Origin of the sequence: Allomuricauda sp. NFXS6 (genome assembly GCF_040148835.1) — a bacterium.
Taxonomy (GTDB): Bacteria; Bacteroidota; Bacteroidia; order Flavobacteriales; family Flavobacteriaceae; genus Flagellimonas.
In genome coordinates this window covers 16,799-37,266 of the sequence record NZ_JAGEMG010000008.1, presented here as the reverse complement: position 1 = coordinate 37,266, position 20,468 = coordinate 16,799, and the positions used below count along the sequence as shown (strand labels likewise).

General features: G+C 41.2%; 18 protein-coding genes. 4 read left to right on the top strand and 14 right to left on the bottom strand.

What is annotated here, in order from left to right; translation table 11 throughout:
• Positions 1–205: 205 nt before the first annotated feature.
• The 7 genes from J4E06_RS12510 to J4E06_RS12480 form a co-directional block, all read right to left on the bottom strand.
• Positions 206–514, bottom strand: coding sequence for a hypothetical protein (locus tag J4E06_RS12510; RefSeq protein WP_349524274.1), 309 nt, complete (start codon positions 512–514; stop codon positions 206–208).
• A 2-nt stretch (positions 515–516) separates the two neighbouring features.
• Positions 517–1,491, bottom strand: a complete 975-nt coding sequence (locus tag J4E06_RS12505) for a deoxyhypusine synthase family protein (RefSeq protein ID WP_349524273.1) — start codon at positions 1,489–1,491, stop codon at positions 517–519.
• 53 nt (positions 1,492–1,544) lie between these two features.
• Positions 1,545–2,417, bottom strand: coding sequence for an agmatinase (speB, locus tag J4E06_RS12500; protein WP_349524272.1), 873 nt, complete (start codon positions 2,415–2,417; stop codon positions 1,545–1,547).
• 23 nt (positions 2,418–2,440) lie between these two features.
• Positions 2,441–3,895 (bottom strand): arginine decarboxylase, encoded by a 1,455-nt coding sequence (locus tag J4E06_RS12495; protein WP_349524271.1) that lies wholly within the window; start codon positions 3,893–3,895, stop codon positions 2,441–2,443.
• Positions 3,896–4,359: 464 nt separating this feature from the next.
• On the bottom strand, positions 4,360–6,561 hold the full coding sequence (locus tag J4E06_RS12490) for a xanthine dehydrogenase family protein molybdopterin-binding subunit (RefSeq protein WP_349524270.1): 2,202 nt from the start codon (positions 6,559–6,561) through the stop codon (positions 4,360–4,362).
• A gap of 17 nt (positions 6,562–6,578) precedes the next feature.
• Positions 6,579–7,034, bottom strand: coding sequence for a (2Fe-2S)-binding protein (locus J4E06_RS12485; protein WP_349524269.1), 456 nt, complete (start codon positions 7,032–7,034; stop codon positions 6,579–6,581).
• A 193-nt stretch (positions 7,035–7,227) separates the two neighbouring features.
• Positions 7,228–8,058: an endonuclease/exonuclease/phosphatase family protein gene (locus tag J4E06_RS12480; RefSeq protein ID WP_349524268.1), complete on the bottom strand. Its 831-nt coding sequence runs from the start codon at positions 8,056–8,058 to the stop codon at positions 7,228–7,230.
• A gap of 407 nt (positions 8,059–8,465) precedes the next feature.
• On the opposite strand from J4E06_RS12480, the gene J4E06_RS12475 reads away from it, so the two are divergent.
• Together J4E06_RS12475 and J4E06_RS12470 are read left to right on the top strand one after the other, a co-directional pair.
• Positions 8,466–9,461, top strand: coding sequence for a transporter (locus J4E06_RS12475; RefSeq protein WP_349524267.1), 996 nt, complete (start codon positions 8,466–8,468; stop codon positions 9,459–9,461).
• Positions 9,451–10,992, top strand: coding sequence for a vanadium-dependent haloperoxidase (locus J4E06_RS12470; RefSeq protein ID WP_349524266.1), 1,542 nt, complete (start codon positions 9,451–9,453; stop codon positions 10,990–10,992). The genes J4E06_RS12475 and J4E06_RS12470 overlap by 11 nt, the downstream gene beginning before the upstream one ends.
• On the opposite strand, the gene J4E06_RS12465 is transcribed toward J4E06_RS12470, so the two are convergent.
• Together J4E06_RS12465 and J4E06_RS12460 are read right to left on the bottom strand one after the other, a co-directional pair.
• Entirely contained in the window at positions 10,993–11,604 is a 612-nt protein-coding gene (locus J4E06_RS12465; RefSeq protein WP_349524265.1) for an alpha-ketoglutarate-dependent dioxygenase AlkB family protein, read from the bottom strand.
• 13 nt (positions 11,605–11,617) lie between these two features.
• A complete protein-coding gene (locus J4E06_RS12460; protein WP_349524453.1) occupies positions 11,618–12,580 on the bottom strand; it encodes a helix-turn-helix transcriptional regulator in 963 nt (320 codons plus the stop codon).
• A gap of 224 nt (positions 12,581–12,804) precedes the next feature.
• Here J4E06_RS12460 and J4E06_RS12455 point away from each other — a divergent pair, with 224 nt between their 5' ends.
• Positions 12,805–13,302: a DinB family protein gene (locus J4E06_RS12455; RefSeq protein WP_349524264.1), complete on the top strand. Its 498-nt coding sequence runs from the start codon at positions 12,805–12,807 to the stop codon at positions 13,300–13,302.
• A 7-nt stretch (positions 13,303–13,309) separates the two neighbouring features.
• Positions 13,310–13,528 (top strand): hypothetical protein, encoded by a 219-nt coding sequence (locus tag J4E06_RS12450; protein WP_349524263.1) that lies wholly within the window; start codon positions 13,310–13,312, stop codon positions 13,526–13,528.
• 124 nt (positions 13,529–13,652) lie between these two features.
• Here the strand turns inward: J4E06_RS12450 and J4E06_RS12445 are convergent, their stop codons facing one another.
• From J4E06_RS12445 to J4E06_RS12425, 5 genes are all read right to left on the bottom strand, one after another.
• Positions 13,653–16,667, bottom strand: coding sequence for a WD40/YVTN/BNR-like repeat-containing protein (locus J4E06_RS12445; RefSeq protein ID WP_349524262.1), 3,015 nt, complete (start codon positions 16,665–16,667; stop codon positions 13,653–13,655).
• Positions 16,668–16,857: 190 nt separating this feature from the next.
• Positions 16,858–17,310: a GNAT family N-acetyltransferase gene (locus J4E06_RS12440; RefSeq protein WP_349524261.1), complete on the bottom strand. Its 453-nt coding sequence runs from the start codon at positions 17,308–17,310 to the stop codon at positions 16,858–16,860.
• 50 nt (positions 17,311–17,360) lie between these two features.
• On the bottom strand, positions 17,361–17,786 hold the full coding sequence (locus J4E06_RS12435; RefSeq protein WP_349524260.1) for a hypothetical protein: 426 nt from the start codon (positions 17,784–17,786) through the stop codon (positions 17,361–17,363).
• 30 nt (positions 17,787–17,816) lie between these two features.
• Positions 17,817–18,752, bottom strand: a complete 936-nt coding sequence (locus tag J4E06_RS12430) for a hypothetical protein (RefSeq protein WP_349524259.1) — start codon at positions 18,750–18,752, stop codon at positions 17,817–17,819.
• Positions 18,749–20,443, bottom strand: a complete 1,695-nt coding sequence (locus tag J4E06_RS12425; protein WP_349524258.1) for a serine hydrolase domain-containing protein — start codon at positions 20,441–20,443, stop codon at positions 18,749–18,751. Before J4E06_RS12425 ends, J4E06_RS12430 begins: the two co-directional genes overlap by 4 nt.
• Positions 20,444–20,468 lie beyond the last annotated feature (25 nt).

Here is a 20,468-nt window from a genome sequence, read left to right as displayed (position 1 = left end):
TGTTAAACTGCAAAAGAAATGTCAGTTCGAGTTTTCCCCCTCAGGAAAAGTACCTACCTGCCGGCAGGCAGGTCGAGACACAGAAACTCCTACTTTGAAATTCTAATTCTCGATACTATTTTTTGATTTGCATCAAAAAATCACTCAAATTGACAAATTTCCATTAAAAATGCACAAAGAGTCCTTAAACATAAGTTATTAAAGCCTATTCTTCTTCTGACCCTTCAAGCTCTTCGGTATCCAGGGAGGTATCCTCTTCGTTATCATTGTCCGAATCATCAAAATCCTCCATCGCCATAACCAATCGTTTGCTGACCTTGACCAAATAGGCAGTATCTTCTGTTCGAACCTCGACACATTCCACTACTTCGTTGTTGGCGTTCCTGTAAGTAACGATATCATCGTCATCGTATCCATCGGGGAATTTTTCAACAAGAAGATTGAGCATGGCATTGTCCAACTTTTTATAGTCGACAATCACTCTTTTTAAAACGTTTGTTTGTGATTTTCTCATGGTTACATATCCAATAAATAAGCAAAAATCAGCGGCGCCACGATGGTCGCATCCGATTCTACAATGAATTTAGGGGTGTCAATGTCCAACTTGCCCCAAGTAATCTTCTCGTTGGGCACAGCCCCGGAATAAGACCCGTAGCTGGTAGTGGAATCGCTGATCTGGCAAAAATAGCTCCAAAACGGGGTTTCGGTCTGTTCCAAATCTTGATAGAGCATTGGTACTACACAGATAGGAAAGTCGCCTGCGATACCCCCACCAATCTGGAAAAATCCAATACCATTATCCGAGTTTTTCATATACCAATCGGCCAAAAAAGTCATGTACTCAATACCTGATTTTACGGTGCTCGCTTTGAGTTCCCCTTTGATCACATAGCTGGCAAAAATATTCCCCATGGTACTGTCTTCCCAACCAGGAACTACAATGGGCAAGTTTTTTTCCGCCGCTGCATACATCCACGAATCCTTAATATCTATTTCGTAGTATTGCTCCAAAACACCTGAAAGCAATAGCTTGTACATATACTCATGTGGAAAATAACGTTCCCCTTTTGCTTCGGCTTCCTTCCAAATGTCATAAATGTGCTTCTGTAACCTTCTAAAAGCTTCTTCTTCGGGAATGCAAGTGTCTGTGACTCGATTTAAACCCTTTTCCAAAAGATCCCATTCTTGTTGGGGGGTCAAGTCCCTGTAGTTGGGCACTCGTTTATAGTGGGAATGGGCCACCAAGTTCATTAGATCCTCTTCAAGATTAGCTCCTGTGCACGATATAATATGAACTTTATCGGTACGGATCATTTCCGCAAATATTTTGCCCAGTTCCGCCGTGCTCATGGCGCCGGCCAAGGAAACCAACATCTTGGAACCCTGGTTTAATTGCGCTTCATAGCCTTTGGCGGCATCCACCAAAGCGGCAGCGTTAAAGTGCAAAAAGTACTTTTGTATAAATTGTGATATTTCTCCTTTGTTACTCATTATAATTACAATGTTTTTGGAATTTTTGAAGGTTTTGTCCTTGCTTTAAACCTTTATTCCGTGAAATCGTTGTTATCTGAAAATTTATAGCTCAACATTTTGTAGTAGAGTTTTGCTGCCAAGAAATCCGATGATTTGTCAATATCATTTGGACAGAGTTCCACAATATCAAAACCAACCACATTCTTTTCTTTGAAAACCCGTCGCAAAAAGTCAAGGGTTTCGTACCATAGCAATCCGCCCGGCTCCGGTGTTCCTGTCGATGGCATGATGGATGGGTCAAAAGCATCCAAATCAAAAGTGATGTAGACATTGTCGGTCATTAAATCCAATGCGGAATCCATCCAAAAATCATCGGAAATCATTTCGTGGGCAAAAAAGACCCTGTCCCTATCCATCACCAATGTTTCGGCATGATCCATACTGCGAATACCTACCTGGACCAAATTAGTGGTCTCATTGGCTTCGTACAGTGCACAAGCGTGATTGTACTTTGTACCTTCGTACTCTTTGCGCAAATCGGCATGCGCATCAATCTGGAGTACGGTAAGATCTTCAAAGCATTCATTAAACGCCCTTATCGCCCCAATGGAAATGGAATGCTCCCCTCCTACCATGGTCACCAATTTGTTACGGTTAATGTATTCCTTCACGGTTTTGTGGACCGCAGCAACCATAGTGTCCGGGGTTTCAAAATCTTCAATAGCATCGGCTAAGTATACACCTTGTTTGTACACCTCGCTATCGGTTTCAATATCGTACACCTCCATATTTTCCGAGGCTTCCAAAAAGGCTTCTGGACCTTTGTCGGCTCCTTTCCCCCAAGTACTGGTGCCATCATAGGGAACTGGTAAGAGTACTACTTTGGCCTTTTCGGCCGTGCCGTATTCCTTTGGAATACCGGCGTATGTTTTTTCTGTTTTCATTTTTTATTATGGTAATTCCTTTTTCAATTATTGCTTGACACTGATACATCATTGGCTTCTATCGATATATCTGTGGACTTTTTGTTTCCATATCCCAAAATCGATAAGAACTCTCCAGCTGTTTGCTGCTCGGCAAACACCGATGTCTTAATGTTTCCTTCCTCGTCTTTGTTGATGAGGATATGTTTAGGGTGGGGAATCAAACAATGTTGCAATCCCCCAAAACCTCCAATAGTTTCTTGGTAAGCTCCTGTATTAAAGAATCCGATGTAAAGTGGTTTGTCTTTCCTGTATTTGGGCAGGTAAATCGCGTTCATATGCTGCTCCGAATTGTAATAATCGTCGCTATCGCAAGTAAGCCCGCCCAAAAGTACACGCTCATATTCTTCGTTCCATCGGTTGATGGCCAACATGATAAACCTCTTGCTGATTGCCCAAGAATCTGGCATAGTGGTAATGAAAGACGAGTTGATCATATTCCATTTTTCGCGATCGTTCTGTTGTTTTTGATACAGCACTTCGTAAATATTTCCGCCGCTCTCTCCCACGGTAAAGCTCCCGAACTCAGTGAAAATATTGGGTACATCCACTCCCGCCTCATCACACGCCTGACCAATTTGATGAATAATTTCATCAACCACATATTCGTAATCATACTCAAACGCCAAAGAGTTTTTGATGGGAAAACCACCTCCAATGTTAAGGCTGTCCAAGGTTGGGCATACCTTTTTTAGGTTGATGTACACCTTCAAACACTTTAAAAGTTCGTTCCAATAATAAGCGGTATCCCTAATTCCCGTATTTATAAAGAAATGAAGCATCTTCAATTCCACTTGGTCATTGGGTTTAATGGATTGATTAAAGAAAGGTACAATGTTTTTGTAGCCAATGCCCAATCTTGATGTGTAAAACTCAAATTTAGGTTCTTCTTCTGAGGCAATTCGGATTCCAATCTGGTATTTTCCCTCAATAGCTTCTCCCAATAAATCGATTTCCTCATAGTTATCAATTATCGGAATGCAGTTTCTATGGCCTTCGTTGATCAATTTTGCAATATTCTGAATGTATTGATCCCTCTTGAAACCATTACAGATTACATAGGTATCCTTCGAGATTTTACCGGTACTTTTCAAATGCTCAACAATGTTAATGTCGAAAGCTGAGGAAGTCTCGATATGGATATCATTTTTAAGGGCTTCGTTCAGCACGTGCTCAAAATGAGAACTTTTGGTACAGTAGCAATAATGGTATTTCCCTGCATATTTATGTTTTTCAATAGCGGAATTGAACCACTTTTTTGCCCTTTGGATGTTGTCCGATATTTTGGGCAAATAGGTAAACTTTAAGGGTGTACCATACTTTTGAACCAAAGCTTGGAGATCTATTCCATGAAACTGCAATTTATTGTCGTTCAACTGGAATTCCTCCTGGGGAAAATCATACGTCTGCTCGATTAAATCGATGTATTTCGTTTTCATTTGAATTTCGTAATTAAATTATAAACTAATGATATTTAGGGAAGTTTGAAAATCAAACTTTATCAAATACGAAATTCAAAAACGGTATAAGGTACAAAGTAAGGTATCCGCGAAAAATCACGGTTAAAATGATGAAGCTCTTCGAAAGTCAGCCCGTGTATTCGGTGTCTTAATCGTAAGACGGCTTTTTGGGTTGACTTTCCTATCCCCAAAAGCCCGAACATGAAAAAATTTTTCAAAGCCTGTAGGCAATTCATCCAATTTAGATGGACTCATTTATGGGGCAAACATAACTAAAAATCCAATACTGCAACTTTTTTCACAAAAAAATTTACATTGAATAACAATTTGTTTATCAGTTGTTTACACTCAAAAATCAAAACAAATAATATGTCCACATAAAAACTGGTCAGTAAAAACATCTACTGACCAGCTACTATTTGTCTATTTTGATCGAATATGGATTAACCTACCAATGGCGGTTTATCATTTATGAATGGCTGTTTGTAAAAACGTCTTCCTTTTGCTTTGTAGAGCGCATTGGATAATGCGGCAATGGCGGGCGGTAAGGAAGGTTCTCCAAGACCGGTTGGGTCAATGCCATTATCTACAAAATGCACTTCTATGTTTTTGGGCGCTTCGGAATGACGCATAAGACGATATGTATCAAAATTGGATTGCTCTGGCTTTCCATCTTCAAAAGTCAATGCGCTAAAGGTTGAGTGTCCAATACCATCTATTATACCCCCTTCTATCTGGTTTTTGGCCGCCAATGGATTAATTACGATACCGCAATCTACGGCGCAGATAATATTATCTACCCTTGGCATATCGCCACCATCTTCCAGTTCCAAAACTTGGGCCACATAGGAATTGTGGCAGTAGTATGCCGCAACACCTCGGGCTTTACCTGTTTCGGAGCCCCAATTGGCTTTTTCCTTAACAAGTTTCAATACTCCGGCATATCGTTCTGGGTCGTAATCGTTCTTTTCCGGGTCGCCTACTGGATTGTTTATTGCTCTATCAAAAAGTTCCAAACGGAACTCCAATGGGTCTTTTCCAGCAGCTTCTGCTACCTCATCCATAAAAGCTTGTTCAGCTCCTGCAATAAAGTTGGAACGCGGTGCTCTCCATGCCCCTGTGGTCACGTTGCTCTGCAAGCTATGCTTCTCCGCCAAATAGTTATCCACGGCTCCTGCCGGGAAACGATTCTCGAAAATCAAGTCATCATTGGTTCCCGCCCCACGCACGTGCCATGCGATAAGATTTCCATTTTCATCAAGTCCAGCTTTATATTTTACTTTGTAAGATGGACGATAGGTACCTTGGGTCATATCATCTTCCCTGGAATACACCAATTTAACGGGAGCGTTCATTTTTTGGGAAATTGAGGCTGCTTCCACCGCAAAGGTTCCGTACAAGCGACGGCCAAAACCACCACCCATGCGGGTCATCATGACATCTATTTTTTCTGCAGGCATTCCCAATCGGGACACCAAGGTTTTCTCTAGAAATTCTGGAGTCTGTACTGGGCCGAGCAATTCAGCTTTTTCTGGGGTAACGTGTGCAAAAAAGTTCATGGGCTCCATAGTGTTATGGGCCAAATAAGGAGCTGAATAGGTGCTTTCAACAATCTTTGCTGCCTTTTTAAAGGCTGCTTCCACATCTCCATCCTTTCTTGCAGGCTCCTCTTGAGGTTTATCCAAAAGTGATGCAAGGGCTTCATTATGGTAAGACGTACTTTCCAACTTTGAGGCTTCTTCCCATTCCACATCCAATGCTTTTTTGGCCTGCATGCATTCCCAAGTACTATCACCGACAATGGCAACCAATTCTGGGATACCGCCACCATCCGACCATTGTTTTTCAACATCTTCAGGATATGCCTCAAAGTGAAAAACATCTTTTATTCCAGGCATGGACTTTACCGATTCCGCATTCATGCTTTTGAATTTCATACCAAAAGCTGGTGGATGAACGATCATGGCAGTAAGCATTCCCTCTTTATATACGTCCAATCCAAAAAGTGGCTTACCGGTAACTATTTTTTTACCATCCACGTTTTTCTTGTCTGTACCTATGATGGAAAAGTTATTGTTATCTTTTAACTGGACTTCTTCGGGTACTTCGATACTTGTGGCAGCAGAGGCCATTTCCCCGTAACCTGCCGAATTTCCACTTCCTTCATGGGTGAGTACACCATCCTTTGTGGTGATTTCATCTGCAGAAACGCCCCAAGCTTGCGCCGCGGCTTCTTTCAACATATGCCTTGCGGTGGCTCCCGCCATTCGTAAACTTTCCCATCCTTGTCGGATGGACTGACTACCTCCTGCCAATTGCCGTGTGAAAATATCGGTGTTCAATGGAGCTTGTTCCACCAATACATCCTTCCATGCAATATCGAGCTCTTCTGCCACGATCATGGGCATGGATGTTTTTACGTTCTGACCTATTTCGGGGTTGGGCGACATGATGGTCACCATACCGTTATCCCCTACTTTTAGGAAACCGTTGAGTTCGAACCACTCATCTGGCAGGCTATTTACCTGCTCTGGAGTCATTTTACAAGAAGCTAACCAGCTAAACCCTATAACAAGTCCACCACTAGCCAATCCTGTATTCCTAATAAAGGCGCGTCGTCCTATTTTTGTCTTTACAAGTGTCATTATACTAGTTTTATGGGTTATGATTTAGCCGCTAGTTTCACGGCTTTTTTGATTCTGGTATACGTGCCACAGCGACAGATGTTGCCGTTCATGGCCATTTCAATTTCTTCGTCTGTTGGGTTTGGATTTTTCTCCAAAAGTGCCGAAGCTGTCATAATTTGACCAGCTTGGCAATACCCACATTGGGGCACATCCTCTTCCAACCAAGCTTTTTGAACTGGGTGGTCGCCTTCTTCGGACAATCCTTCTATTGTTGTAATTTCAGAGTTGCCCACGGATGAAACGGTCAGCATACACGCTCTTGTAGCTGTGCCATCCATATGAATGGTGCAGGCTCCGCATTGTGCTATACCGCATCCATATTTTGTTCCAACCAAGTTTAAGTGATCTCTTAAAACCCAGAGGACCGGAGTGGATGGATCCACATCGACCTCCTGTTTTGTACCATTGATGTTAAGTGTAAATGTTGCCATAATGTTGATTAATTCCCTTTGAAGTTAAAGCTTTATTAGAACAAAATGGAATATTACTTCAAACAACCATGAAAAATTAACATTGTTTTTAGTTTTTCTTAAGTTACTTAAAATCAATACAAATAAGAAGCGGGTAATTCATCCCGAAACCAACTAATAAAGTTATTAAAGTTGTTGACCATTTTGATTCGGCTCAATATTTTAACCGCGCAAAAACGGGCAAATGGTCGGAGGGATATCGGGTATCCTTGGAATCGCTTAAAATCGCACTTTTTAGTACCTCAAAATCATCGGAAACAAAAATATAGTCGATTCTTCGTTCCACGGGTTTGTTGAACTCAAAGCCGTTGAAAGTTCCATCTGGACCAAAAGCGTTTTCACCAGCAGCAATATGAGCATCTGCCATTTCACCAACAATAACCTGTACCCCTGGACTATCATTTTCCAAATTAAAATCTCCTGTTAAAACCACCGGATGGTCTTCGGTGTTCAACTCCTTAATTTTCTCAAGGATAAGTTTGGAGCTTTCTTCCCGTGCCTTGACGCCTACATGATCAAAGTGGGTATTGAAAACCATAAACTTGGTACCATCACTTTTATTTTCAAAAATACCGTAGGTGCATGTTCTGGGTAAAGCAGCATCCCATCCTTTGGATGGTTTTTCGGGGGTAGTAGACAGCCAAAAGGTGGATTCTTCAAGTAGCTTAATCCGTTCAGTGTTGTAGAAAATAGCGGTATGTTCTCCTCTTTCGTCTCCATAATCGCGCCCAACGCCAAAATAAGTGTAGTCCTTTAAGCCTGTATCAATCTCTTTTACTTGATGAATCAACCCCTCTTGAATACCAAATACATCTGGATTGTAGAAATTAAGCTGCGATATCAAAAAATCCTTTCGGTTGTCCCAATGGTTGGGTGCATCATCTGGATTATCGTATCGGATGTTATACGAAATAACATCGATGGTTTGGCCTTGAACACTTAAGAATGTCCCAATGACAAAAAGAATTAAAAAGATGTTTTTCATTGTTTTGGTTTTACTCGATATTTTTTGAATCATTTTCAGGCGAGTTCCTATTTTACTTTGTAAGTAGTATGCAAACTATTCATTTTTTTGTCCATTTAGGTTACTTCATCTTTATATTCTTCATTATGGTCATATTTCTCTTTCAACTATGGTCGATTGTCATAAAATATAACTGCCTATTTGACTTTCTTTAAGTAATTCTCCCTGCTTTTGTCATCAATTTTACTTTTCTGTAATCTAATTTAATCTTTCAACAACCCTTTTGCCTTTTCCCTAATAATTATTGGAAATTCCTTAATCCCTAACCTTGCTTCGACCATTTATTTTAGCTCCCAGATGTTAAAGACTATACATCCCTTCAAAATTTAACGGTTAACCAAAATTAATAAACCATCCAATTCTAATTTATGAAAGTAAATAAGCGCTTTTGCTTCTTCACCTCTAAAAAAGGTAGGATTTCGCCATTTTTTGAGGTCTTCGCCCTTTTTTTCCTAACCATACCTTTAAAAGCACAAAACCCATCTGATGCACTTATGATGCCCTCCAAGAACATTTGCGTTCTTTTTTCTTATGATATGGGTACTTTTGACCGGTATTGGGAAGGATCATATTTAAGATCTAATGAAACCATAGCCACTGTGGACCGAAATACCATTATGCCCATGGCCGCCATAGGTATTTTGGACGATCTTAATTTTTATGTGAGCCTACCTTATGTAAAAACTGAATCTTCAGAGCCAAACGGAGGGAAATTCGCTGGAGCCAGAGGGTTTCAAGACATTGGCTTTGCCCTAAAATACCGTGCCGTGCACCGCGATGTGGGAACTGGAAAACTCACCGCACTGGCCACGGCTGGGTTTTCAACACCTTTTACAAACTATCTTTCGGATTACAGGCCATACAGTATTGGAGCTGGAGCACCTGAATTTTCGCTACGTGCCATTGGACAATATGAGCTTAGCAGCCAGTTCTACTTGAGAGCATCCTTTGCTCATCTTTGGCGAGGCTATACCGAGGCCGAAAGAGATTACTATTACAACAATGGCAGTTATTACACAGCTTGGATGGACGTTCCCAATGCTTGGACCTACGAGGCGATACTAGGCAAATGGCTCTTCAACACCTCTTTGAAACTTGAATTGAGTTACATTGGTCTTAACTCGACCAGTGGGGATGACATAAGGGCATACAATGCCGCACAACCTACTAACAAAGTGGAATTTGACCGGATTGGGTTCGTTGCCCAATATTACTTAAAATCAGTAAAAGGTCTAGGGTTTGTTGCCTATCACAATAGAGTGGTCAACGGAAGAAACGTACCCAAGTTCAGCAATACGGGCTTGGGGCTTACTTATCAATTCAATTTCATAAAAAAACAAACAGAAACTACCGATGAACAATAAAATATATACCCTTTTTGTGGCCTTGGGCCTTATATTGATGACTTCTTGCGAAAAAGACACTCCGCGATATATTCCTTACGAAGGCTATGCCTATTCCGAACTCAATGTAAATGGAGGCGATTGGGTTCCTGTGCTTGAAGACTCCGGGGCATCCATTGAAATACCGGCTCCCGAAAGCACAGATTCAGAAACTTATCAAAATGAATTGGAGGAGGTAAAAAATGCCATGGCCAATATCACTTCCGATCAAAAAAGAGCCATAAAATATTGGACCAACAATCCTGCCGTTAGATGGAATGAAATTGCACTGGAGCTCATTGCCAAATACAACCTGATACCCGGACCCAATGCAGATGGCACTTATACATTGCCTAACCCTGCAAATCCCGAAGGACCACCCGCATTTCCTTTTGCACACCCGCCTTATGCAAGCCGAGCATTGGCCTATATGTCCGTAGCACAGTTTGATGGACTTATCTCCGCATGGCACCATAAATACGAGTACAATAGAGCCGCACCTTATACTGCGGATGAAAGTATCGAGTACGCCTACGAAGCCAATGACATACCTTCTTATCCTTCAGATGGTGCTGTTGTAGCCAGAGCATCCAAAAATATTTTGACGGCAATGTTTCCTTTGGAAGAAGAATACCTTCAACAAATGGAAGAAGAGCATTTGGAGAGTCTGATACTTTCGGGTGGAAATGTAATGAGTGATATTGCCGCAGGAACTACTATTGGAGATGCTGTTTCTGAAACCGCATTGACAAGAGCCGCTAATGATGGAATGAAAAATGCGCAGACACCAAAAGCCGTTTCTGATTCCATAAAACAAGCTGCTTATGATAGATTTGGATGGGCTTGGGACAATTTAGAGATTCCCGTTCGCCCCGTAGGTTTGACCCCGCTTTTTGGGCAAGTAACCATGTGGAGCATAGAAGATGTGGAAAGCGTACGCCCCATTGCCCCTCCAGAGCTTGACTCACAAGAGTTTTTAGACGATGTGGAGCTTTTGAAGGATTACGCCAGAAATATGACCGATGAAAGGAGAAGAATCGCCAACTTTTGGCAAGATGGACTTGGAACTTATACCCCTCCTGGACACTGGAACCGCATTGCCAATGAACTTATTGTGGAGTATCGTTTAAATCCCTTGCAGACCACCCGAACCTTGGCCTATATGAACATGGCCATTATGGATTCGGGCATCAGTTGCTGGGATGCCAAATATTACTATCATTATCCAAGGCCCATACAGTTGATCGAAGGCTTTAAAACCATTGCAGGAACACCCAACTTCCCGAGTTACACCTCCGGGCATAGCGTTTTCTCTGCAGCCGCATCCGAGGTTTTGGCCTATATATTTCCTGAAGAAGCTCCATTAATGAGGGAATGGGCGGAAGAAGCCGCAATTTCCAGGGTTTATGGTGGAATACATTGGAGCTTTGATGCCACAGTGGGCACAGATCAAGGAAGAGAAATAGCCCAATACACCATAGACCGCGCTAAAGCAGATGGAGCCGACCAATAACTAAGTACCAACCACTGTTCTAAAAGTAAGGTTGATTCTTGGCAACTTTACCAACTTTGTTGGAGGCAGCCGATGAAGCCAATTGCTTTGGGTAGTACCTTTCATTACCAAAAGGCTCCCATGGTCAAGGGTCAACCCTACCTTTTCTTTGGACTCTTTGTGCTTAAAAGCAAACTTTCGCTCCGCGCCAAAACTTAAAGAGGCAATAGCACCGTTTGGTCTTAGCTCTTTTTCATCATCGCAATGCCACCCCATTCCCTCTTCACCCGAGTGATAGAGATTGAGCAAACACGAATTATAGGTTTCTTCGGTAAATTTTTCAGTTAGATTTTTTATCGCCAACAATTCTGGCGTCCACAAAAGCGCCTTTTTTGTACTGTTGGAATAGGTGTATTCAAAAGGTCGGTCCCCATACCAAGCTACTTTTCGTTTGGTTTCGATGCGTTTGCCGAACATATGGACTACATCCTGCTCCCAAGCTATTGTATCCCAAAACTTTTGAAAATAGCCGTCTGCCTCCTCTTGATTCACTATAGGACCAAAGTAATTCACGATCCCATCTTTCGGCAACCAATTCTTTTGTGGGTCTATTTGGCTTGTAAACAAATCCATTTTTATCAATATTCTAGCTGGAAAGTCTTTCTTGACTTTTTGTCAATATTTCAGCTACACGCTCCTTTAAAATATCGGGTTCCACAATTTTGGCATAGTCTGCGAACATCAGGTACCATCTTGCAAAACCATTTTTCCAATCGGTGGTCATAAAGGTCATTTCCACTTCCTTTCCCTTCACTTCTTCAGAAATTAATCCGTAATACTTACTCTGACCACGTATATATTTTGCCACGGACTTTTCTATTAAAATCTTCACTTTGGTTTTACTGACCTCATCCCTTTTCTTCCGATGCTCGTCAATGGTACCGTGTTCCAGCAAAAAATCCAGCGACGTTCTTGCTATTTTGTGAATTCTATCCGTTCGAAAGTGACGATAATCCGTCCGAAGGTGGCAATAGCCTAAAATATACCAAAATCCATTTTCATGGAAAAGGCCAACAGGCTCTATTCTTCGTTCTGATGGTGTCTCTTCCCGCAATGATTCGTACCGTAAAAAAACCTGTTTGCGTTCTGCGATGCTCTCGAACAATATCTCCAGGGCATTTGGGACTTCTTCATTGAACAAAACTTGCCCCGGTACTATGGATACTTGGGATTCCAAAGCTTCCACCCAGTCCTTTTCGCTACCTCGAAGTACGGATTTAAGTTTGAACATGGCCGACTCGTAATAAGCACCAAGGGATTTATCCGTAAATTTTTGCATCAGCTTTTCCGCTGCCACAAAACTTCCCGCCTCTTCGCGGGTAAACATTACCGGGGGCAATCGATAGCCTTCCATAATGGAATAGCCTACACCGGCTTCGCTCACTATGGGCACACCTGAAGCTTCCAGAGTTCTAATATCCCTATAAATAGTCCGTAGGCTCACCTCAAATCGGTCCGCGAGTTCTTGTGCCTTTACAATTCGCTTGGTCTGTAACTGTATTAAAATGGCAACTATCCTATCAAAACGTTTTACGGTATCCATTCCCATAATTGCTTGAGCTATCTCCCAAAGATAGGATTTCAATCCATGGATGAGAGGTCTTTTCCAGCTCATATGTAATCATTTATATATTGACAAAGCTATGCTTGCCCTGTGACAACAGCTTGTCAACAACATTTTTTTTGGTTCTAATTTTTACTGCTGACACAAGGCTGTCACACCCGCCCACTACTTTTGATTCCTGAAACAATAAACCATTAAATCACAATTTCATGGAAAACACCATTAAAAAACAAACAACGGCCCAAGTGATGACTCCAGAACAGTTTTTGGAACATTACCAAGGGCACAGAAGACTTACCAGAAAAGTCATTGAAGCTTTCCCGGAAAAAGAGTTCTTTAATTATACCATTGGAGGTATGCGTCCTTTCGCCGAGATGGTAAAGGAGCTTTTGGCCATTGCCGTTCCCGGACTTACCGAAATTATATCGGAAAACTCCTCTGAATTCGACGAGCACAGAGACTATGGAAATACAAAAGCCCAGTTTTTGGAAAAATGGGACCAAGACACGGAGGAAATCAACAAACTATGGAAACAACTCAGCCCCGGACGTTTTCAAGAAAACATCAAGCTTTTTGGTCAGTATGAAGGTACTGTCCAATCTTCCATCCTCTATTTTATAGATAATGAGATCCACCATCGTGGCCAAGGCTACGTGTATTTGCGCGCGTTGGATATTGAACCACCATTTTTTTACGAGCGTAGCTAACTAAAAGATGATGACTGTTCACGTATTTAAAACTTCGGTAAAACGAAAAAGTGAAGTTAAGAAGCTTAGCCCTACATTGAACAAGTTGGTAGACAAAAATGGCTGTTGGAATTTTGACCTTGAAGATTGCGATAATATCCTACGGGTAGAAACCCAAAACCTGAATGCGCTCGTGATTTCTTCGCTTTTGGAAAACAAAGGCTTCCATTGTGAAGAACTACCCTAAAAATTTCTATTAAAAAGAATAGCAGCTATCCATACTGTCAAGTTAAGCGCAGTCGAAACCGAACTATTTTGGTTCTCGACTGCGCTCGAACTGACATGTTTAACTTTTGTTCTGTCTTATATTTTTAAAAGTTGAGACCTTGTTTGAGTTCATTGAACTGGGTCAACAACTCTTGATAACTGTCTTTTTCTTCTTGTCCCGGTTCCTTGTCGGAGCCGCTTACGATATAGTACAAATATGAAATCTGCGATACCATCACCACTTCCGGATAGGCACCTTCATCATTTTTGAGCTGTTTTAAGGCATCCTTGTAAGGCTTCAACCTTGCTTCGCTCGCGTTGTTTTTTTCAAGTTCCTTGATTTTGTCTTCAACCTTATCCTGAAGCTTTCTAGCATCGGACAATAAATCGATCACTTTAAACTGAAGCTCTTGTTGCTCTTCCATATCGGCCAAAGAAACTCCGTCTCCCTCAAGTTTTGGATCCATAAGGACTTCAAAAGATTTTTCGAAGGATTGATCGCCCACCGTTAGCTTTGCAGTGTATTTGCCAGGTAACACCATCGGTCCGTTTCTATAACGTCTTCTTTCGTTCTTGGCCCAGGCTCCTTTTTGTTGCAAGTTCCACTCAAACCTATTGATTCCTTTTTTGGTCTCCAATTTTTCGTCCATATAAACAAAGGTCATGCTCAGGCTCATATCCTCTACTGTTTCGGTTGTGGATTTCAACTTCGTGGAATCGCTCACAATGGTTGCCACTTCCTTACCTTGGGCGTCCATAATTTGAAGACTAACACCTTCCTTTATGTCAGCTGGGAGGTAATAATCAATAATCACGCTGGTTGATGGGTATTCGGGAAAATCGCCCCCGCCCCAGGGTGTCTGATATCTGTAAGTATTATCAGGCTTGAACAACACGGGCGTATCGCCCAATTGTGTAATATTTTCATCTTGAAGCGTGGTAACCTTGTCCAAAATCCAAAAACCTCGGCCCATGGTGCTCAAAATCAAATCTCCACGGAACAGGGTAATATCTGTAATCGGGGTCACCGGGAGGTTTTGTTGGAACTTTTTCCAAGTACCGCCATCATCAAACGATACAAACATTCCAAACTCGGTACCGGCGTACAACAGTCCTTCGCGAACGGGGTCTTCACGTAGCACCCGCGTGGTATAGTCAGATGGAATGCCGTTGGATTCGGTACTGATCAATTCCCAACTTTCGCCATAGTTATAGGTTTTGTAGAGATAGGGTGTTTCATCGCCCAATAAATGACGATCCACCGCAATGTAAGCCTTGGCGGGATTGAACTGTGATGGTTCCACAGACTCTACCCTACCTCCCTTGGGAAGTTTTTTCGGCGTTACATTTTTCCAGGTTTCCCCACCATCCTTGGTGATAGAAATCACACCGTCGTTGGAACCTACCCAGATCACTCCTTTACTAATTGTTGATTCCCTGATGGAATATAGGGTGCTGTAATATTCCTCCCCGGTGATGTCCCTAGTGATCGGATTTCCGGAGATTACCTGTTTGTCCGGTTCATTGGCCGTTAGATCTGGGGAAATTGTTTCCCAATTTTTACCTCCATTGCTGGTTTTGTGCACATATTGCGACCCCATATAGACCACTTCTGGGTCAAAAGGTGACACATGAATGGGCGCTACGCGCTGAAACCTATATTTTAAATCCTTTGGATTGTGTCCATAAATATTGGACGCACCAATGGAATACTCGCGGCTTTGTCCTGTTTTTTTACTGTATACGCTAAATCGGCCCTTACAGTTGTTGTAAACGATGTAGTGGTTGCCCGGCATGGGAATTACTGGTCCTGTTTCGCAACCTCCAACACTCATCATAACACTTCCGTTTGCTGGCGATGATGCTTTAGGCGCCATACTGGGGATGGCCAATGTAGTGTTGTCCTGTTGAGCACCATAAACCCAATAGGGGTATTGATCATCCACCGCCACTTGATAAATTTCTGCCGTAGGCTGATTGTATTGTGTGGACCATGTTTCCCCTCCGTTATGGGAAACATTGGCACCCCCATCATTACATTGGATCAATAAATCGGGATTATCGGGATTTAGCCAGATATCATGGTTGTCTCCATGGGGAACGCTCATCCGTTTCCATGTTTTTCCACCATCCATGGATTTGATCAAAGGGTTGGCATTGGAATACACAATTTCGGGATTGGTCGGGTCCAACTCTATGTTAGTATAATAGAACGGTCTGTTTACCAATCGTATATCATCAGAAACATGCGTAAAAGATTTTCCTTGATCTACAGACTTGTACAACCCTCTATCGGCATCGGGAGCCTCAATAACAGCATACAATATTTTGGAATCTACCGGGGACACTGCCAAATCAATTTTACCAATCAATCCTTTTGGCAGCCCTTTTTCCAGTTTTTCCCAGTCTTTTCCTCCATTGATGGATTTATAAATGCCTCCTTCGCTGTTCTCCCCACCTGAGTCTATCGTCCAAGGTGTACGGCGCGCCTTCCAAGCGGCAGCATAGACAATATTCGGATTTCCAGGGAGCAATTCTAGGTCGGCAAACCCAGTTTCTTCGGAAACATAAAGTACCTTTTCCCAAGTTTTTCCGCCATCGGTGGTTTTAAAAATACCTCGTTCTTCGTTGGGTTTAAATGCATTTCCTATGGCGGCCACCCAAACAATGTTGCTGTTGGTCGGGTCTATTTCCACGGCACCGATTTGGCCTACATTTTCCAAGCCGATATGCTCCCATGTTTTTCCGGCATCGATGGATTTGTACACCCCCTTACCTGAGATAATGTTACTGCGGATACCATCGGAACCTGTGCCCACATATACGATGTTAGGGTCATTAGCAGCAATTTCAATGGCACCGATAGAAGGTGTATTGAAAAATCCGTCCGACACATTGTGCCATGAAGTACCATAATCTTCGGTCTTCCAGACACCCCCACCGGTGGCACCAAAATAAAACGTTCCCGGAAGCATTGCTGTTCCCGTAACGGAGGTTACACGACCTCCCCTTGCCGGGCCAATAGTACGGTATTGTAGGGCTTCGAAGTCCTGTGCGAAGGTTGCACAGCTCAATAAAAATGAAAAAATAAAATAAAAAGAGCGTTGCTTTAATCTCATGAGTTAGTTGAATAGTTGGTTTCGTCTCAAATCTACTAAATACCTAGCCAATCTGAAACGGTCGGGGATAGAATTGCCCTCTTTTTTCTAGAGAATATTGGATTCGCACCATCTTTTTGATGCTTAGCACAAATGGAAGCATTATATTTTATGCGGTGTTGATAGGTCTAGCTCTACAAAAATGATTTCTTTAAAAATGGGTTTTCATACCTTCATGGCTGGCTTTGAACCCAAGAGATTCATAAAAACGGATGGCATCTGGACGTTGTTTATCGGTGGTCAACTGCAATACATGGGCGTTACGTTCCTTTGCTCTTTGAATGGCCCATTGAAATATGGTTTTCCCAATGCCAAGTCCTCGATGGTCCTTGTGCACACGTACGCCTTCAATTTGTGCACGAATACCGCCTTGATACGTCAGATAGGGAATGAATGTCATTTGAAAGACCCCGATTACCTCTCCAGTTTTGTTTTCAGCCACGGTCAGTTCTTGGTTTGGGTCCGAATCGATTCGCTCAAAGGCATCATAATAGGTTTTAGGTAAAGGGGCAGTAAAGTTTTCACGTTTACTGCCCAATGCATCATCTGCAATCATTTCTACGATGGTCGGCACGTCCTTGATGGTTGCTTTTCTAAAGTTCACTTCAATCTATTTAACGAGTTGCTATTATTCAATTTATATGGCTGATTTATTTATAAAACATTGTTTCGGTTTTTTTCTACTGCAATCCTTAAAAAAAGAAAGGCTAAAGCTCCAGAGGCAATTGCAAAGTATCTTTCAAATGTAGTTGTGGCCAGTACATTTCCAATTGTATTTACTAAAAAAAAGACAAATAACACCCACATTACAATGCGTGCGATTCCTGTTAGTTTAGGTATATTTAGCAATTTTGATCGTATTAATAATAGAAAAAAGAATATGATGGAAGTTAGCAATGAAACTATTTCGAAATTTAATAATTGTGCTACTGTTTTCATTTTTCCTCCCCACAAAGAATCAATCGGTACGTGGTCAAAAAATAGTATCCCGGTTAAAATAGCTATATGAATTATAGCAAGAATCCCTAGAATAAATAAGCTCGCAAGGATTGCAGTATTAAAATCAATTATTTTTCTCATGCGTAGGTACTATTTTTTTTGAAGTATGGGCTATTGTTGGTGCATGTTAATATTCTTCAAAATATTTTCTTTTATGGGTTTTAACGCTGCCCAATAAATATCCCCCTTGTCTTTTCCTCCTCTATGAAAAAACAAATACTTGCCATCGGGTGAGACACTTGCTGCCATTTCAGTTTGATCGGTGTTTACTTTAGGTCCTAGATTATACGGTTTGGACCATGTTCCATTTTGGTTAAAACTGATGTATAAATCACTTTCGCCATAACCTGAATCGCTCTTAAAATCATAAATCATGTAGCTTTCATCTGGAGCAATGTATGAATGAGCTATCCATTTGCCAATACCATTAATTTCCTTACCCATTCTATTAATACTTTTATATTGACCATCTTCCTTAACCGATTTATAAATGACCCAATCTTCGGGTTTGTTTCCCTTCTCCCCTGTAGTGAAGTATAGATTGCCATTTTCTGAGGATGTTAAATACATGGTTATGGACCTATCCACAAATGGTTTCTCCAGCGGTATGGGTTTACTCCAACCTTTTGCTTCTTTTTTACTGTACCATTGGTGTAATCCAGATGATTTAATGGTATCGTTGAGAGGCCTTGTGCTACCAAAATATAGTTTATCCCCAGCAGGACTGATATGAGGCTCAAAATCCCATCCTTCGCTTGCTGTAAAAAATGCGGGTTCGGGGGCTGACCACTTACCATCCACGAATTGCATAGCGTATATTTTATTATCCTCCCCTGGTTTTCTTCGTGTAAAATAGAGTTCATCCATTTTTGGTGAAAAGGTGATAGCAAACTCATAACTTTCGGTAGAGATAATTCCTTCTCCAAAAATCAGAGGCTTGTCTGTTGGAGTATTCGCATCCAGCAGCATCAAATTTGATGGGGTTTCTTTTTTACAAGAACATAAAAGGAATGTGAAGAATAAGAATGTAATGTATGGTACTTTCATGATTTCAATTTTAAGAATGACACATTTTTCGCCCTGCTGCTCGATACTTCAAACCCAATAACATCATTAGCAGAGTTTCTTGTGAAAACCACTTTTAGAAAAGAGCCTTTATTACCGATGAAATAGTCATTTTTAATCGCATTTAATGGAAAGTCCCCAAGTCTTGTGTGTTTTGCTATTAGCTGGTCCTCTTCAATATAAAACGAGTAATAGGCGTTTAACTCAGAACTGTAATACCTTCCGGTGAATTCTTCAAGTGTTGTTGCATTGTAATTTGCAGGACTGTATTTTTCCAAATAAATCTGGTAGCCATCATCCAGCGTTACAATCATTTTATTGGAATTGAACGAGACGGAAACATACTCCTCTAGCGCCATTTCAAACTCATGTGCTCCAACAGGAATCAATGCAGTTTTATTTGTACTATCTCTTATATATCGTAAGGTGTCGTTTTCAACTTTAATGTGGCGTGAATATTTATCACCTTCATCCCAATAATGGCCCTCATAACGTCTTAATTCCGCCGGGTTTTTTGATATTGGTTTTTTATGTGTCAATTTTTCTACAGATGGCTTTTTGGTCGTTTCATCGGTTATATATTGTTCTAAACATATATCCATGATGTCATACACCATTCTGGCACCATTGATTTCACCATTGGTATTTGTGAAAATCACGCTGAAGTTCAATTCTGGAAACGTTGCCAAATAGGCTTGATAGCTGGCATCTTGGCCACTGTGTTCTATACGTTTGAACCCTTTGTAGGTATTGATGAACAAACCATTGGCATAGCCATAGGTTTCACCATTATTTAAATGTTGTAAGGTTTGCATTTTAGTAAAGATGGTTTCACTACCCACTTTTTTTGTGTCATAATTAATGGCCCATTTGCTTAAATCTGTAATTGTTGTGTTGAGATTAGTAGCTCCAACGCTGAAGTTATTGAACAAATCTTCCACATAAATAGAATCGACTTTGAAATAGGAAAGACTTTTGTTTTTGACCACCTGTCCTTCTTGATCTACAAATTTAGAGTCATACATCTGTAAGGGTTCAAAAATGCGCTTTTGAGTAAATTCTGCAAAGGATATTTTCGATACTCTGGCTACGATTTCTGCCAACAACGCATAGTTGGCATTGCTATACATGTGTTTTTCGTTGGGTTTAAAATTTAAGGTCTTTTGATTGAAAATAAGCTCCAAAACCTGTTCGTTGGTAATCACATCATCCAGCGTCCAGCCTGAGAGGCGAAGTAGGTTATACTTGTCTTTTAGTCCGCTTGTGTGATTTAGCAAATGGGCAATGGTTATCTTCGGTTCAAATTGATGCATCTCTGGCAGGTAAGTCCTAATATCATCGTCTAAAGAGAGCTTGCCTTCATCTTCTAAAAGGAGAATGGCAAATGCGGTAAATTGTTTAGATACGGAAGCCACATGAAAAGAAGTCTCTTTGTGAATCGGTATCTCGTAATCAAGATTGGCCAATCCAAAGTACTTTTCATAGACTAACTGATTGTTCTTTACAAGACCAATAGCAACGCCTGGTTCGTTATCATTATATTGACTTAAAAGACTGTCGATTTTAGTTTCTATTTGATGAATATTGATTTGTTCAATATTGTTTTGAGCCGAACCAATTGTAGCACTTAAAACAAATAGGATAGCTGTTATTATTTTAAAAGGTATTCTCATTTTTATGAATTTTTTAAAGTAAGCT